We start from the raw sequence: 15,211 nt of genomic DNA, 5'->3' as shown, positions 1-15,211 counted from the left end.
GGCGGGTATGACGCTCGAAACGACCGCGTGCGCGGCGTCGCGCATCGGCTATGCTCGTAGACGTCGCGACTGGCGTCTGGGTGGACAACCACCGGGGAGCGACTGACCACGGAATTCGACCGCGCGCCTGGGCCGATAGGAACACCCTTTTCGAATCCGTCGTCAAAAGGAGCACGTCATGACCGACCGTTACTTCAACGCCCCGCTGTCCGAGGTCGACCCGGAGATCGCCGAGGTCCTCGATCGCGAGCTGAAGCGTCAGCAGACCTTCCTCGAGATGATCGCCTCGGAGAACTTCGTCCCCGTCTCGGTCCTGCAGTCGCAGGGCTCGGTGCTCACCAACAAGTACGCCGAGGGCTACCCCGGCCGCCGCTACTACGGCGGCTGCGAGGAGGTCGACGTCGCGGAGGAGCTCGCCATCTCCCGCGCCAAGAGCCTGTTCGGTGCCGAGTTCGCGAACGTCCAGCCGCACTCCGGTGCGTCCGCGAACGCCGCGGTCCTGCACGCGATCGCCCGCCCCGGCGACACCCTGCTCGGCCTCTCGCTCGACCAGGGCGGCCACCTCACGCACGGCATGAAGATCAACTTCTCCGGCCGCCTGTACGACATCGTGGCCTACGGGGTCGACGCCGAGACCTCGACGATCGACATGGACGAGGTCCGCCGCCTCGCCATCGAGCACAAGCCCATCGTCATCATCGCCGGGTGGTCCGCCTACCCCCGGACGATGGACTTCGCCGCGTTCCGTGCCATCGCCGACGAGGTGGGCGCGATCCTCTGGGTCGACATGGCGCACTTCGCCGGCCTCGTCGCCGCCGGCCTGCACCCCAACCCGGTGCCGCACGCGCACGTCGTGTCCTCGACCGTGCACAAGACCATCGGCGGCCCGCGCTCGGGCTTCATCCTCACCAACGACGCCGACCTCGCCAAGAAGATCAACACCGCGGTCTTCCCCGGTCAGCAGGGCGGTCCGCTCATGCACGTGATCGCGGCGAAGGCGACCGCCTTCAAGCTCGCCGGCACGCCGGAGTTCAAGGAGCGCCAGGAGCGCGTGCTGCGCGGAGCGAAGCTCATCGCCGAGCGCCTGTCGCAGCAGGACGTGAAGGACGCGGGCATCGCCGTGCGCTCGGGCGGCACGGACGTGCACCTCGTGCTCGTCGACCTCCGCGACGCCGAGATCGACGGCAAGCAGGCGGAGGACCTCCTGCACGACATCCACATCACCGTGAACCGCAACGCCGTGCCGAACGACCCGCGTCCGCCGATGGTGACCTCGGGCCTGCGCATCGGCACGCCCGCGCTCGCGACCCGCGGCTTCGGCGACGCCGAGTTCACGGAGGTGGCCGACATCATCGCCCTCGCGCTGCTCCCCGGTGCCGACATCGAGGCGCTCCGCGCCCGCGTGGACGCGCTCGCCGCGGCCTTCCCGCTCTACCCGGACCTGCAGCAGTGACCGCGGTCGTCCTCGACGGCAAGGCGGCGGCGGCCGAGATCCGCGCCGAGCTGACGGAGCGGGTCGCTGCGCTGAAGGAGAAGGGCGTCACCCCCGGCATCGCCACGGTGCTGGTGGGAGCCGACCCCGCCTCGCAGCTCTACGTGGGCATGAAGCACCGGCAGTCCGAGGCGATCGGGATGAACTCGATCCAGCGCGAGCTGCCGGCTGACGCCACCCAGGCCGACGTCGAGGCGCTGATCGACGAGCTCAACGCCGATCCCGCCTGCCACGGGTACATCGTGCAGCTGCCGCTGCCGAAGCACCTCGACACCGACGCGATCCTGGAGCGGATCGATCCGGCGAAGGACGCGGACGGGCTGCACCCGACCAACCTCGGGCGCCTCGTCCTCAACGTCAACGCGCCGATCCACACGCCGCTGCCGTGCACCCCGCGCGGGGTCATCGAGCTGCTGCTGCGAGGCGGCTACGACCTCAAAGGCAAGCACGTCGTGGTCGTCGGTCGCGGTGTCACGATCGGGCGTTCGATCGGGCTGCTGCTGACCCGTCGCGACCTCAACGCCACGGTCACGCTGACGCACACCGGCACGGTCGACATGCCGCGTTACCTCCGCGAGGCCGACGTGATCGTGGCGGCGGCCGGCGTGAAGCACCTCATCCGCGCCGAGGACGTCAAGCCCGGAGCCGCGGTGCTGGACGTGGGGGTCACCCGCGAGACCGATCCGGAGACCGGGAAGAACCTCGTCTTCGGCGACGTCGCTCCCGAGGTCGCCGAGGTCGCCGGGTACCTGTCGCCGAATCCGGGAGGGGTGGGGCCGATGACCGTCGCCCTGCTCATGACCAACGTCGTCGAGGCGGCCGAGCGGACGGTCTGACCTCCGCGCCGCGTCGCAGATTCACACGAACGCCGCAGGGATCCTCGTGATCCCTGCGGCGTTCGTGCGATTCTGCGGACTCAGCCCTGGCCGTGCAGTGAGCTCTCTACGCCGCTGATCCGGGCCTGCTCGTCGAAGCGGATCGTCGCGGTGCCCGAGGCGTCCGTCACCGTGGCGCCGGAGAAGGACTCGTCCGTCCAGGTGAGGGTCCAGCCGGCGAGACGCGCGAGGTCCCAGACCGCCGTGCGGGCGTCGGGAAGGGGGGTCTGCGCGAGGGTGCGGGGCAGGGCCACCACCGTGTCGGCGACCGTGAGCGGGGCGAGCGGGGCGTCGAGCAGGAACACCGCGCGGGTGCCGCCGTCGACGGGAGCCGAGTAGTACGGGGAGCGTCCGGTGAGCTCCACCGCCACGCCGCCGATCGTGTGCGCCGCGCGGGCGATCCAGTCCGCGTCGCCCGCGGCATCGGCCGGGAACGGGACCTCGGGGGCGGTGAGCTCGGCGATCCCGTGCTGCTCGCCGTACGCGCGGAGCTGCGCTGCGACACCCTGGGGGTCGCCCTGGGGGTGCGCCCAGGCCCACAGCAGCGAGCGGGGGCCGGGGGCGATTGTGGCGATGAGGTGCGCGCGGGTCACGAGCTGCCGGGTCGGGTCGTCGTTCGCGGTGAAGGTCAGCGTCCCCGCCGCGAGGTCGGCGTCCCACCGGTGCTCGCCGAGTGCGTCGGCGGCCGCGGAGAGGGCGTCCTGGCGGAGCGCGGTGAAGAGGGCGGCACGGTCGGCGAGGGGCTGCAGCGGGGGGAAGGTCATGCCCACAGTCTCGCCGGGATTGCTATGAATCCGCCACTCCCGCGCGCTCCGGGACGGCCGCCGCGGGCCGCCCCATCCGCCACACCGCGGGGACGAGCAGCGTCACCAGGGCGATCGCCGCGTAGAGGACCGCGGAGGTGGTGAGCACGGTGGCCGGCTCCGCGTGCGTCACGAGCCAGCCGTACACGAGCGTGCCGATGGGCATCACGACGAAGCTGCCGAGCATGTCGTAGCTCGCGACCCGCGAGAGCTTCTCCCCGGGGATGTTCTCCATCATCGCGAGGTTCCAGCCGGTCGCGAAGACCTCGGCTCCGGCTCCGGCGATGAACGCCGCCATCGCGAGCAGGACCACGGCCGGGTGCACGCCGAGGAGGGTGAGCGGCAGCGCGAACGCCGCCATCCCGATCATCCCGTAGCGCAGGGGCCGGCGGAGCGGGAACCACATCAGCAGCAGGGTCATCACCAGGACCCCCGCGCCCTCCGCGCTCACGACCCACCCCCAGCCGGAGATGCCGAGGCGATCGTCGTTCTTCGCGATGTACGGACCGACGACGCCCCAGGCACCCACGTGGATCGCGTTCATGATCATGAAGGCCAGCACGATGGTCCACAGCCAGGAGCGGCTCCAGAACTCGTGCCACCCGACCCGGAGGTCGTGGAACATCGTGGTGCCGCCGGAGGCCGCGGGCGGCGGGAGCTTCACGAGCGCGAGGACCGGGATCGCGAGCAGCCACCCCGCCGCCTGCACGACCATGGCCCACGCGGGTCCCGCGGTGGCCACCAGGACCCCGGCGATGACCGGGCCGCCGATCGTGACGGCCGAGCGGACGAACGACAGCATCGCGTTCGCCTGCTGGAGGTGCGCGGGGGTGGTCAGCTGCGGGATGATGCCCTGCATCGCGGGGAGCACGAACGCGGACGAGGCGCCGTTGATCGCGGAGAGCACGGCGAGGAGCGGGACCGTGGCCGTGCCGGTGAACAGCAGAGCGGCCATCGCCCCGACCGACACGATGTCCACGACGTAGCAGGACTGGATGATGAGGGCGCGGGGGAGGCGGTCGGCGACGACCCCTCCGAACAGGACGAACACGATGTTGCTGATCGTGAAGGCCGCGAGCACGATCGAGAGCGACCGGGCGTCGTTGTCGATCGCGAGCACCGCGAACGCCAGGGCGATGGCCGACATCGAGCCGGTGACGAGCGTCAGGGCGCGCGCGAGGAAGAACCACCGGAAGTTGCGGTCCTGCATCGCCGCCAGTCTGTGCACCGGCTCATCCTTCCCGCCCGCTTCGAATCGCGCAAATGGCCCCATTCCGGCCGCGGATGGAGCCAGGTGCGCGACTCGAAGTCAGTAGCTGGGGCGGCCGGAGGCGTCGGAGCGGGGGAGGAAGCGGGCGGCGAGGGCCTCGGAGGCCCGGGCGAGGAGCGCGACGTCGGCGCCGACGGCCACGAAGTCCGCACCCGCCGCGAGGTACGCGTCGGCGGCGGACGGGTCGAAGGCGTTCACACCCACCGGCTTCCCGGCGGCGTGGACCGCGGCGAACACCGACTCCACGGCGGCGACGACGTCCGGATGTGTCTGCTGTCCGAGCAGGCCCATCGACGCGGACAGGTCGGAGGGGCCGACGAAGACCGCGTCCACCCCGTCGACCGCGGCGATGTCGGCGGCGGCCTCGACCCCCGCGGCCGTCTCGATCTGCACCGTCAGCGACACGTGCTGCGCGGACTCCTGCAGGTAGCGGTCGACGCGGTTCCAGCGGGCGCTGCGGGCGAGGGCGCTGCCGACCCCGCGGACGCCCTCGGGGGGATAGCGGGTCGCGGCCACGGCGGCCCTGGCCTCGTCGGCGGACGACACCATCGGCACGATGAGGTTCTGCGCACCGAGGTCGAGCACCTGCTTGATCGCGACCGCATCGTTGAAGGGCACCCGGACGAGAGGCGTGATCGGATAGGCCGCGACCGCCTGGAGCTGGGTCAGCACGGACTCGAGCGTGTTCGCCGAGTGCTCCATGTCGATGAGCAGCCAGTCCAGACCGGAACCCGCCGCGACCTCGGCCAGCAGCGGGCTGCCGGAGCACACCCACATTCCCACGAACGGGTGGTCGGAATCCGCCAACTGCGCGCGGAAGGACGGATCTAGACGAAGCGGCATGTGATGGTCCCCATCGGTCCGTAGTCGCACAGCACCTCGTCGCCGCGCGACACCCACATCGGGCGTGTGAACGATCCTGCCAGGATGATCTCGCCTGCCTCCAGACGCGCGCCGTGCTGATGGAACTTGTTCGCGAGCCACGCGACCCCGGTGGCGGGGTGGCCGAGCACCCCGGCCGCGACGCCGGTCTCCTCGATCTCCCCGTTGCGCGACAGCACGCCGGGCACCCACCGCAGGTCGATCTCGTCCGGGCGCTTGCGCACCGTCCCCAGCACCATCGCCCCGTACGCGGCGTTGTCGCTGATGGTGTCGACGATCGTGCGGCCCTCGAGCTCGATGTGCGAGTTCAGCACCTCGAGGGCCGGCACGGCGTAGTCGATCGCGGCGAGGGCATCCTCCAGCGTGCAGTCGGGGCCCTCCAGCGGCTCCTTGAGCACGAACGCGAGCTCGACCTCGATGCGGACGTTGGAGAAGTGGTCCGTGGGGATCTCCGCGCCGGATTCGTACACGGTGTCGTCGAACATGACGCCGTAGTCGGGCTCGGTGATCCCCGTCGCCTGCTGCATGGCCTTCGAGGTCAGGCCGATCTTGCGGCCGACCAGCCGACGGCCAGCCGCGACCTGCGAATCCCGCCACACGCCCTGGATGGCGTAGGAGTCCTCCACGGTCGCCTCGGGGTACCGGGCGGTGATGCGCGGGATGACCCCGTGCGTGCGGTCGGCCTCCGCGAGCTCCGCGGCGATCTGCGCGATCGTCTCCTCAGACAGCATGAGCGTCTCCTAGAGCTGGTGGCCGAGCTTGTACTCGCCCTGCTTGTACTCGGGCATCGAGGTCTCGCCCTCGTCCGCGCGGGTGTAGGAGAAGCCGTCGGCGCCGATCGTCACGGCCATCTCGCTGGAGTCCGTGCGGGCGACGACGGGCTGCGGGTTGCCGTCGAGGTCGAGCACGAGCGAGGCGTCGGTGTACCAGGAGGGCACCACCGGGGTGCCCCACCAGTCGCGGCGCTGGTTGTCGTGCACGTCCCAGGTGACGACCGGGTTGTCCGGGTCGCCGGTGTAGTAGTCCTGCGTGTAGATCTCGACGCGGTGGCCGTCGGGGTCGCGCAGGTAGAGGTAGAACGCGTTGGAGACGCCGTGCCGGCCGGGGCCGCGCTCGATGGCGTCCGAGCGGCGCAGCGCCCCGAGCTTGTCGCAGATCGCGAGGATGTTGTGCTTCTCGTGCGTCGCGAAGGCGACGTGGTGCATGCGGGGACCGTCGCCGCCCGTCGCCGCGGTGTCGTGCACGGTGGGCTTGCGGCGCATCCACGCGGCGTACACGGTGCCCTCGTCGTCCTGGATGTCCTCCGTCACGCGGAAGCCGAGGTCCTGGTAGTGGCGCACCGCACGCGGCACGTCGGGGGTGACCTGGTTGAAGTGGTCGAGGCGCACGAGCTCGCCGGGGGTGTGCAGGTCGTACCGCCAGGACAGGCGCTCCACGTGCTCGGTGGCGTAGAAGAACTCGTACGGGAAGCCGAGCGGGTCGACGACGCGCACGGAGTCGCCGATGCCCTTCACGAAGCCGTGCTCCTGACGACGGACGTCGCAGCCGAGCTCCGTGTAGAACTCCACGGCGCGGTCGAGGTCCTCCGCGGCGCGCACCCGGTACGAGAACGCGGCGACGGCGGCGATCGGCCCCTGACGCAGGACGAGGTTGTGGTGGATGAATTCCTCGGTCGAGCGCAGGTAGATCGCCTCGTCGTCCTCCTCGGTCACGTACAGGCCCAGGATGTCGACGTAGAACTGCCGCGAGGCGGCCAGGTCGGTCACGACGAGCTCCATGTACGCGCACCGCAGGATGTCCGGCGGCGTGCTCTTCGGCGTCGCGACGGGGTTGTCGCTCTGGATCGGGGCCTCCTGGCTCACGTAGTAGCCGGAGGAGGTGAGGGTCTTGGCGGTCTTGTCGGTCATGTCAGCGTCCTTGCTTGTGTCCGGGGGCGTCAGTTCTTGCCGAACGTCGGGTTGTGCGGGGTCGAGGCGAGAGTGATGTGCACGCTCTGCTGGTCGGTGTAGAAGTCGATGGAGCGGTAGCCGCCCTCGTGGCCCAGGCCCGACGCCTTCACGCCGCCGAACGGCGTGCGGAGGTCGCGGACGTTGTTGCTGTTCAGCCACACCATGCCGGCCTCGACGGACTGCGCGAACGTGTGGGCGCGCTTGAGGTCGTTCGTCCAGATGTAGGCCGCGAGGCCGTACTTCGTGTTGTTCGCGAGCGCCAGCGCCTCCTCGTCGGAGTCGAACGGGGTGATCGCGACGACCGGGCCGAAGATCTCCTCCTGGAAGATGCGGGCGTCGGGGGCGACGTCGGCGAACACCGTCGGGGCGACGAAGTTCCCCTCCTCGAAGCCCTCGGGACGACCGCCACCGGCGACCAGGCGGCCCTCGGTCTTGCCGATCTCGACGTAGGACATCACCTTGTCGTAGTGCTCGGGGTGCACGAGAGCGCCGACCTCGGTCTCGGGGTCGTGCGGGTAGCCGACCTTGACGCGCTTCGCCTGCGCGGCATAGCGCTCCACGAACTCCTCGTAGATCGAGCGCTCCACGAGGATGCGGGACCCGGCGGTGCAGCGCTCGCCGTTGAGGGAGAAGACGCCGAAGATGGTGGCGTCGACGGCGGCCTCCAGGTCGGCGTCCGCGAAGACCACGGCGGGGGACTTGCCGCCGAGCTCCATCGACAGGCCCTTGAGGAACGGCGCGGCGTTGCCGAAGATGATCTGCCCCGTGCGGCTCTCGCCGGTGAAGGAGATGAGCGGCACGTCGGGGTGCTTCACCAGCGCGTCGCCGGCGTCTTCGCCGAGGCCGTTGACGAGGTTGAAGACGCCCTGCGGCAGGCCTGCCTCCTCGAAGATGCCCGCCCACAGCGAGGCGGACAGGGGCGTGAACTCGGCCGGCTTGAGGACGACCGTGTTGCCGGTGGCGAGTGCGGGGCCGAGCTTCCAGGACTCGAGCATGAACGGCGTGTTCCACGGGGTGATGAGCCCGGCGACGCCGATCGGCTTGCGGTTGACGTAGTTCATCTGCTTGCCCGGCACCTTGAAGGCGTCGTCGGCCTGGGCCACGATCAGGTCGGCGAAGAAGCGGAAGTTCTCGGCGGCGCGGCGGGCCTGACCGAGGGCCTGCGTGATCGGCAGCCCGGAGTCGTACGACTCCAGCTCCGCGAGCCGGGCGTCGCGCGACTCCACGATGTCGGCGATCCGGTGCAGCACGCGCGAGCGCTCGCGGGGGAGCATCCGCGGCCAGGGGCCCTCGTCGAAGGCGCGCTTGGCGGCGGCGACGGCCCGCTCGATGTCGGCCTTCTTGCCGGCGGCGGCCATCGTGTAGGTCTGGTTCGTCACCGGGTCGAGCACGTCGAACGTGTCGCCGTCGATCGAGTCGACGAAGGCGCCGTCGATGTAGTGCTGGATGTGGTCGGGCAGGTCGGCGGGGATGCGGGAGTCGGTCATGATGCTTCTCCTTCGGCGGGGACGGAACGGGTGTGCAGGGCGTCGAGGAACGCGTCCCTCGTGCGCCACCGGTGGTTGCGGGCGGCGAGCTCGATCTCCAGCGGCTCGGCGCCGTCGCGGATCAGCTCGAGGATCTGGGTGTGCTCGTCGACCGAGTGGTGGGCGCGGCCGGGCACGTAGGCGAAGGTCGAGTCGCGGATGCCGGACAGCCGGGCCCAGCCGCGGTGCACGAGGTCGAGCAGGTGCGGGTTCGGGCACGGCTCGAACAGCACGGAGTGGAACTGCCGGTTGAGCTCGGTGAACGTGTGCGGGTCGAAGTGGTCGAGCAGGCGGCTCATGCGCTCGTTGACCTCCGCGGCCTGCGCGAGCGCGTCCGCGTCGAGCAGGGGAGCGGACAGCGCGGTGGCCGCCCCTTCGACGAGTCCGAGCGTCTGCATGGTGTGGGCGTACTCGCCCTCGTCCACGAGGGTCACGCGGGCGCCGACGTTGCGCTCGAAGGTCACGAGCCCCTCGGCCTCCAGGCGGCGGATCGCCTCGCGCACCGGGACCACGCTCATCCCCAGCTCCTCGGCGATTGGACCGAGGACCAGACGGTAGCCGGGACCGTAGGTGTGCGCCGAGATGCGCGCGCGGATCCAGGCATACGCCTGCTCCGACTTGCTGGCGCTCTCGACCGTGCTCACTTCCGCTCCGCTCCGGTGCCGGTCGCCTGCTCGTAGCGGGCGCGCCACTCGGCGTTCATCGGGAAGAGGCCGTCGACCGGGTGCCCGGCGGCGACCTGTTCGGCGATCCAGGCGTCCTCGATCTCCTGGGCCACGGCGTCGGCGGCGACCTCGGCGGCGAGAGCCGGCGGGATCACGATCACGCCGTCGCTGTCGCCGACGATGATGTCGCCGGGCTGCACGGTGGCACCGCCGCACGAGATCGTCACGTCGACGTCCCACGGCACGTGCTTGCGGCCGAGCACCGAGGGGTGCGCACCCTGCGAGAACACCGGAAGCCCGATCTCGGCGACGGCCTGGAAGTCGCGGACGCCGCCGTCGGTGACCACGCCCGCCGCGCCGCGGGTCTGCGCGCGCAGGGCGAGGATGTCGCCGAGCGTGCCGGTGGTCGCGTCGCCGCGGGCCTCGATGACGATGACCTCGCCTTCCGCGACCGCGTCGAACGCGCGCTTCTGGGCGTTGTACCCGCCGCCGTGGCTGCGGAAGAGGTCTTCGCGGAACGGCACGAAGCGCAGGGTCTTCGCGGTGCCGACGATCTTCGTGCCCGGGAGGTTGGCGGAGACGCCGTCGATGAAGCAGGAGTGGTGTCCGCGCTTGCGCAGCTGTGCCGAAAGGCCGGCGGTGGGGGCTTCGAGAAGCTGGGCGCGGAGCTCAGGGGTGAGTGTGGGCGCGGTGTCCTCGGCAGGCAGGCCGGCGAGCTCGCGGGAGCCCCAGGCCTCGGTGCGCTGGAGGTCGTCGACGGCGGGAAGCGAGCCGAGGTCGCCGTCGAAGGGGACCTCCCCCTGCGTGACCGTCGTGACCAGGCGGCCGGACGTGGGGGCGCCGGGGGCGTCCGGGGCGTCGACCTCGATCTCGACCACGTCGCCGGGGACGATGACCGACGAGCCCGCGGGGGTGCCCGTGAGGATCACGTCGCCGGTCTCCAGCGTGAAGTGCTGGGAGAGGTCGGCGACGAGCTGGGCCAGCGGGAAGATGAGCCCGGCGGTGGTGTCGTCCTGGCGGAGCTCGCCGTTCACCCAGGCGCGCACGCGGAGGGCCGCCGGATCGACCGTGCGGGCGTCGATCAGCTCCGGGCCGAGCGGGGTAAACCCGTCGCCGCCCTTGGAGCGGACGTTGGAGCCCTTGTCGTTGGCGCGCAGATCGTAGAGACCGAGATCGTTCGAGGCGGTCACCCACTGCACGTGGTCCCAGGCGTCGGCGAGGGCGACCCGGCGGGCCGGGGCGCCGATGATCAGCGCGATCTCCCCTTCGAACGCGAGCAGCTCGGTGCCGGCGGGACGCTCGACGGTGCCGCCGGAGACCCCGACCGAACTGGCCGGCTTGAAGAAATAGGAGGGGTGGGCGGGGCGTCGACCGCGCTGGTCGGCCCGCGAGGCGTAGCTCAGGTGGATCGCGATGATCTTCCCCGGGCGGGCGATGGTGTCCGTCACGGATGCGCCTCCTCGCGCTCGTCAGGACGCGTTGTGCGTCGTATCCGAAATCATATATCATCGTCTCACCCCTCGGCAAGCAGATCGGATTCACGTCCGGGCGCGCCGTGACAACGCGGTCACAAGCACAAAGGAGACACCCCATGAGCGGGCAGTCACAGGGTGGGTTCACGCCCACCGGAACCATCGCGACGGCGGCCGACCGGCGTCGTGTCGTCTTCGCCACCGTCGTCGGGACCACCGTCGAGTGGTACGACTTCTTCATCTACGCCACGGCGGTCGGGCTGGTCTTCGGGCAGCTCTTCTTCGCGCCGCTCGGCGCCAACAGCGCTCTCGTCGGCTTCGCCACGGTCGGTGTGAGCTTCCTCTTCCGTCCCCTCGGCGCGTTCCTCGCGGGCCACTACGGCGACAAGCTCGGCCGCAAGGTCGTGCTGATGTGGACGCTGATCCTGATGGGCGCCGCCACCGCGCTGATCGGTGTGCTGCCGACCTACGAGACCATCGGCGTGATGGCCCCGGTGCTGCTCGTGCTCCTGCGCATCGTGCAGGGCATCTCGGCCGGCGGCGAGTGGGGCGGCGCAGTGCTGATGGCCGTCGAGCACGCCCCGCGGAAGAAGCGCGGCATCTTCGGCGCCTCCCCGCAGATCGGCGTGCCGCTCGGGCTGCTGCTCGCCTCGGGCGTCATGGCGCTGATGACCGCGATCGCTCCGGGAGACCAGTTCCTCGCGTGGGGCTGGCGCGTGCCGTTCCTGCTGAGTGTCGTGCTGATCCTCGTCGGCTACTACGTCCGGCGTCGCGTGGAGGAGAGCCCGGTCTTCGCCGAGCTCGCCGAGCGCAAGGAGAATGCGAAGATGCCGATCGTGCAGCTGTTCCGCAAGCACGCGCTGCTCGTGATCATCGCGGCGCTGGTCTTCGCCGGGAACAACGCCGTCGGCTACATGACCACCGGCGGCTACATCCAGGGTTACGCGACCGACCCCGAGGGGCCGATCGGCCTCGAGCGTGGACCCGTGCTGTGGGCCGTCACCGGCTCGGCGGTCACGTGGCTGCTCACGACCCTGCTCGCCGGATGGGTGTCGGACCGCCTCGGCCGCCGCACGACCTACCTTATCGGCTGGGTGCTGCAGCTGGTCGGCGTGTTCACGCTGTTCCCGCTCGTCAACACCGGCGAGATCGGCCTGCTGTTCGCGGGGCTCGCGATCCTCACCATCGGTCTCGGCTTCACGTACGGCCCGCAGGCCGCGCTGTACACCGAGCTGTTCCCGGCCAGCATCCGCTTCTCGGGCGTCTCGATCTCCTACGCGATCGGCGCGATCGCCGGTGGGGCGTTCGCGCCGCTCATCGCCACGGCGATCGTGAAGGCCACCGGGTCGACCGACGCGGTCACCTGGTACCTCGCCGGCATGACCGCGCTGGGGCTCATCGCGACGCTCCTGCTGCGCGATCGCTCCGGCATCCCGCTCGGCCCGGATCACGAGGAGGAGCAGTCGATCAGTCCGATCCGCGGGCTCGCGAAGGTCTGACCTCCCTGCCACGAGAGCGCACGTCCCCTGAGGGCCGTGCGCTCTCGTGCGTCCCCGCTCAGCCGTCGAGGGCCTCGCGGATGAGGTCGGCGGAACGCCGGAGCCGCGCGGCGATCTCCTCGTCGTCCAGGTCGGCTGCGACGTGCACGACCGCGATCGCGGCGGGACGCTGGCCGCGCAGACGCAGCGGGACGGCGACGGACTGCACCGTGGGGATGACCTCGTCGTGGCTCGTGGCATAACCGCGTGCGGCGGCGGTGTCGACGTCGGCGCGCAGGGCGGAGGCGATGTCGACGGGCACCTCCGTCGCGTCGAGTTGCGCGAGGATCGCCTTCCCGGGGGCGCCGACCGTGACGGAGTGCCGTGCGCCGGGGCGCTGGGCGACGCTGGCGACGGCGTGTCGCGGCTCGACGCTGGCGAGCGTGATGCACTCGGCCCCGTCGAGGACGGCGAGGAAGCAGGTCATGCCGAGCTCGTTCGCGATGGCGGTGAGCTCCGGCAGGGCCTCGGCCTGGAGGTCGTGGGCGACGCCGGCGGCGAGAGCGGCCATGCGGGCGCCGAGGCTCACGGCGCCGCTCGCGTCGCGGATCACGAGACCGTGATCCTCGAGGGTGCGGAGGAGGCGGTAGGCGATGGAGCGATGCACCTCGAGGCGGCCGGCGATCTCGTCGATGGTCAGCGCACCGCGGGCGTCGGCGAGCACCTCGAGGATGCGGATGCCGCGGCTCAGCGTCTGCGAGGCGGGGGCGGCGGGGCGCTCGGACATGGCTCTCCTTGCGATGCGCGAGGCACCGGTCTAGGCTGTGTTCAATAGTAGAACATTGTGTTCGAATATAGAACACGGTGTTCCTGGACGCAACACCCGACGAAGACGTCCGGAAGGAAATCGACGACGATGCAGTTCCACCACCACGGCTATGTGTCCGGAGACCCGCGCGTGCAGGACGCCGCCGGCACCGGGATCGACCGCCCCGCTTCCCTGCCCGACGAGGTCGACGTCCTCATCGTCGGCTCCGGCCCCGCGGGCATGCTGCTCGCGGCGCAGATGTCGCAGTACCCCGACATCACGACCCGCATCATCGAGAAGCGCGAGGGTCGCCTCGTCCTCGGGCAGGCCGACGGCATCCAGCCGCGCAGCGTGGAGACCTTCCAGGCCTTCGGCTTCGCCGAGCGCATCATCGCCGAGGCCTACAACATCGGCTGGATGAACTTCTGGGGCCCCGACCCCGAGCACCCCGATCGGATCGTGCGGACCACCCGCACCGCCGACTACGCCTACGACATCTGCGAGTTCCCGCACCTCATCGTCAACCAGGCCCGCGTGCTCGACTACTTTGCCGAGGCGGCGGCAGACGGCCCCGGACGGATCGTGCCGGACTACGGCGTCGAGTTCCTCGGGCTCACCGTGCGCGAGGAGGGCGAGTACCCGGTCGAGGTGCGCGTCCGCCATGTCGGGGAAGCGGACGAGCGCGTGGTCCGGGCGAAGTACGTGGTGGGCTGCGACGGCGCCCGCAGCGGGGTGCGGCAGGCGATCGGCCGCACGCACGTGGGCGCGAGCGCCGCGCACGCCTGGGGCGTCATGGACGTGCTCGTCAACACCGACTTCCCGGACTGGCGCACCAAGTGCGCGATCAACTCGAAGGCCGGCAACATCCTGCACATCCCGCGGGAGGGCGGCTACCTCAGCCGCATGTACATCGACCTCGGCGAGGTCGCGGCGGACGACGATCACCGCGTGCGGCAGACGCCCATCGAGGAGATCATCCGCCGCGCCAACGCGATCCTCCACCCCTACACGCTCGACGTGAAGCAGGTCGCCTGGCACAGCGTCTACGAGGTCGGCCACCGCGTGACCGACGGCTTCGACGACGTGGACCCCGGCGCCGACCGCAGTCCGCGCGTCTTCCTCACCGGCGACGCCTGCCACACCCACAGCGCGAAGGCCGGCCAGGGCATGAACGTGTCGATGCAGGACGGGTTCAACCTCGGCTGGAAGCTCGGTTCCGTGCTGAGCGGCCGTGCGCCCGAGGCGCTGCTCGCCACGTACGGCGCCGAGCGTCGTCCCGTCGCGCAGCAGCTCATCGACTTCGACCGCGAGTGGTCCAGCCTCATGGCGCGCAAGCCCGAGGAGATCTCCGACCCGAACGAGCTGGCCACGTACTACCTCGCGACGGCCGAGTTCCCGTCCGGGTTCATGACCCAGTACACGTCCTCCATGATCACCGGCACGGACGCGTACCAGGCGCTCGCGGTCGGGTATCCGCTGGGCAAGCGCTTCAAGTCGGCGGAAGTCGTGCGGGTCGGGGACGGCAACGTCGTCCACCTCGGACACCACGCGAAGGCCGACGGCCGGTGGCGGGTCTACGCGTTCGGCGACCGGACCGGCGAAGCGCTCGCCGCGTGGGCGGAGATGGCGGCGCCCGTGTTCGCACGGTTCACCCCGGCGGACGCCGACGCCGACGCCGTGTTCGACGTGAAGGCCGTGTATCAGCAGCCCTTCGAGGAGGTCGAGGTCACGTCGACTCCCGAGCTGTTCCAGCCGAAGACCGGCCCGCTCGGACTCACGGACTGGGAGAAGGTCTACGCGGCCGGCCCGAGCAAGTGGTGCGGCACGGACATCTTCGAGGCGCGGGAGCTGGCCCGCGACGGCGTCGTGATCGTCGTGCGTCCGGATCAGTACGTCGCCGCGATCCTCCCGCTGGACGGCGTGGACGAGCTGGCGGGCTTCCTGGACGGGGCGCTGCTGCCGGTGCGCTGAGGTCTCCGGGTGCTGAGGTC

The 15,211-nt window shown here is 70.7% G+C and carries 13 protein-coding genes and 1 riboswitch; of the genes, 4 read left to right on the top strand and 9 right to left on the bottom strand.

All coding sequences use genetic code 11. The features are described from left to right. The first annotated feature begins 55 nt into the window (after nt 1-55). Nucleotides 56-140: riboswitch (ZMP/ZTP riboswitch) on the top strand. A 38-nt stretch (nt 141-178) separates the two neighbouring features. Together glyA and B2W79_RS03135 are read left to right on the top strand one after the other, a co-directional pair. Further along, a complete protein-coding gene (gene glyA / locus B2W79_RS03140; RefSeq protein ID WP_292787002.1) occupies nt 179-1,453 on the top strand; it encodes a serine hydroxymethyltransferase in 1,275 nt (424 codons plus the stop codon). Then, nucleotides 1,450-2,328, top strand: coding sequence for a bifunctional methylenetetrahydrofolate dehydrogenase/methenyltetrahydrofolate cyclohydrolase (locus B2W79_RS03135; RefSeq protein WP_071327427.1), 879 nt, complete (start codon nt 1,450-1,452; stop codon nt 2,326-2,328). The genes glyA and B2W79_RS03135 overlap by 4 nt, the downstream gene beginning before the upstream one ends. Before the next feature lie 80 nt (nt 2,329-2,408). On the opposite strand, the gene B2W79_RS03130 is transcribed toward B2W79_RS03135, so the two are convergent. From B2W79_RS03130 to B2W79_RS03095, 8 genes are all read right to left on the bottom strand, one after another. Continuing rightward, nucleotides 2,409-3,131 (bottom strand): DUF6882 domain-containing protein, encoded by a 723-nt coding sequence (locus tag B2W79_RS03130; protein WP_292786999.1) that lies wholly within the window; start codon nt 3,129-3,131, stop codon nt 2,409-2,411. A gap of 22 nt (nt 3,132-3,153) precedes the next feature. Continuing rightward, nucleotides 3,154-4,398 (bottom strand): MFS transporter, encoded by a 1,245-nt coding sequence (locus B2W79_RS03125; protein WP_292786997.1) that lies wholly within the window; start codon nt 4,396-4,398, stop codon nt 3,154-3,156. 81 nt (nt 4,399-4,479) lie between these two features. Continuing rightward, nucleotides 4,480-5,283: an HpcH/HpaI aldolase family protein gene (locus B2W79_RS03120; RefSeq protein ID WP_071327425.1), complete on the bottom strand. Its 804-nt coding sequence runs from the start codon at nt 5,281-5,283 to the stop codon at nt 4,480-4,482. Next, entirely contained in the window at nt 5,268-6,053 is a 786-nt protein-coding gene (locus tag B2W79_RS03115; RefSeq protein ID WP_060922855.1) for a fumarylacetoacetate hydrolase family protein, read from the bottom strand. The genes B2W79_RS03120 and B2W79_RS03115 overlap by 16 nt, the downstream gene beginning before the upstream one ends. A gap of 9 nt (nt 6,054-6,062) precedes the next feature. Further along, a complete protein-coding gene (gene hpaD / locus B2W79_RS03110; RefSeq protein WP_071327423.1) occupies nt 6,063-7,229 on the bottom strand; it encodes a 3,4-dihydroxyphenylacetate 2,3-dioxygenase in 1,167 nt (388 codons plus the stop codon). 29 nt (nt 7,230-7,258) lie between these two features. Next, nucleotides 7,259-8,758: a 5-carboxymethyl-2-hydroxymuconate semialdehyde dehydrogenase gene (gene hpaE / locus B2W79_RS03105; protein WP_292786983.1), complete on the bottom strand. Its 1,500-nt coding sequence runs from the start codon at nt 8,756-8,758 to the stop codon at nt 7,259-7,261. Beyond that, nucleotides 8,755-9,441 (bottom strand): GntR family transcriptional regulator, encoded by a 687-nt coding sequence (locus B2W79_RS03100; RefSeq protein ID WP_025103811.1) that lies wholly within the window; start codon nt 9,439-9,441, stop codon nt 8,755-8,757. The genes hpaE and B2W79_RS03100 overlap by 4 nt, the downstream gene beginning before the upstream one ends. After that, nucleotides 9,438-10,910 carry a fumarylacetoacetate hydrolase family protein gene (locus B2W79_RS03095; protein WP_292786978.1) on the bottom strand — a complete coding sequence of 491 codons (1,473 nt, stop codon included), beginning with the start codon at nt 10,908-10,910 and terminating at the stop codon, nt 9,438-9,440. Before B2W79_RS03095 ends, B2W79_RS03100 begins: the two co-directional genes overlap by 4 nt. Nucleotides 10,911-11,053: 143 nt before the next feature. Here B2W79_RS03095 and B2W79_RS03090 point away from each other — a divergent pair, with 143 nt between their 5' ends. Further along, nucleotides 11,054-12,433 (top strand): MFS transporter, encoded by a 1,380-nt coding sequence (locus B2W79_RS03090; RefSeq protein WP_292786975.1) that lies wholly within the window; start codon nt 11,054-11,056, stop codon nt 12,431-12,433. A 58-nt stretch (nt 12,434-12,491) separates the two neighbouring features. Here B2W79_RS03090 and B2W79_RS03085 read toward each other — a convergent pair whose 3' ends face one another. Continuing rightward, nucleotides 12,492-13,199, bottom strand: a complete 708-nt coding sequence (locus B2W79_RS03085; protein WP_292786972.1) for an IclR family transcriptional regulator — start codon at nt 13,197-13,199, stop codon at nt 12,492-12,494. 129 nt (nt 13,200-13,328) lie between these two features. On the opposite strand from B2W79_RS03085, the gene B2W79_RS03080 reads away from it, so the two are divergent. Then, nucleotides 13,329-15,191, top strand: coding sequence for an FAD-dependent monooxygenase (locus B2W79_RS03080; protein ID WP_292786969.1), 1,863 nt, complete (start codon nt 13,329-13,331; stop codon nt 15,189-15,191). The last annotated feature ends 20 nt before the right edge of the window (nt 15,192-15,211 follow it).

It is taken from the genome of Microbacterium sp. UBA7513, assembly GCF_002478345.1.
Lineage (GTDB): Bacteria > Actinomycetota > Actinomycetes > Actinomycetales > Microbacteriaceae > Microbacterium.
This window is presented reverse-complemented; position numbering and strand designations above follow the sequence as displayed.

Excerpts from the sequence above, each read along its gene's own strand:
- glyA (WP_292787002.1), top strand. The coding sequence starts at position 179 with ATGACCGACCGTTACTTCAACGCCCCGCTGTCCGAGGTCGACCCGGAG.
- hpaE (WP_292786983.1), bottom strand. The coding sequence starts at position 8,758 with ATGACCGACTCCCGCATCCCCGCCGACCTGCCCGACCACATCCAGCAC.
- B2W79_RS03130 (WP_292786999.1), bottom strand. The coding sequence starts at position 3,131 with ATGACCTTCCCCCCGCTGCAGCCCCTCGCCGACCGTGCCGCCCTCTTC.
- hpaD (WP_071327423.1), bottom strand. The coding sequence starts at position 7,229 with ATGACCGACAAGACCGCCAAGACCCTCACCTCCTCCGGCTACTACGTG.
- B2W79_RS03120 (WP_071327425.1), bottom strand. The coding sequence starts at position 5,283 with ATGCCGCTTCGTCTAGATCCGTCCTTCCGCGCGCAGTTGGCGGATTCC.
- B2W79_RS03080 (WP_292786969.1), top strand. The coding sequence starts at position 13,329 with ATGCAGTTCCACCACCACGGCTATGTGTCCGGAGACCCGCGCGTGCAG.
- B2W79_RS03085 (WP_292786972.1), bottom strand. The coding sequence starts at position 13,199 with ATGTCCGAGCGCCCCGCCGCCCCCGCCTCGCAGACGCTGAGCCGCGGC.
- B2W79_RS03090 (WP_292786975.1), top strand. The coding sequence starts at position 11,054 with ATGAGCGGGCAGTCACAGGGTGGGTTCACGCCCACCGGAACCATCGCG.
- B2W79_RS03115 (WP_060922855.1), bottom strand. The coding sequence starts at position 6,053 with ATGCTGTCTGAGGAGACGATCGCGCAGATCGCCGCGGAGCTCGCGGAG.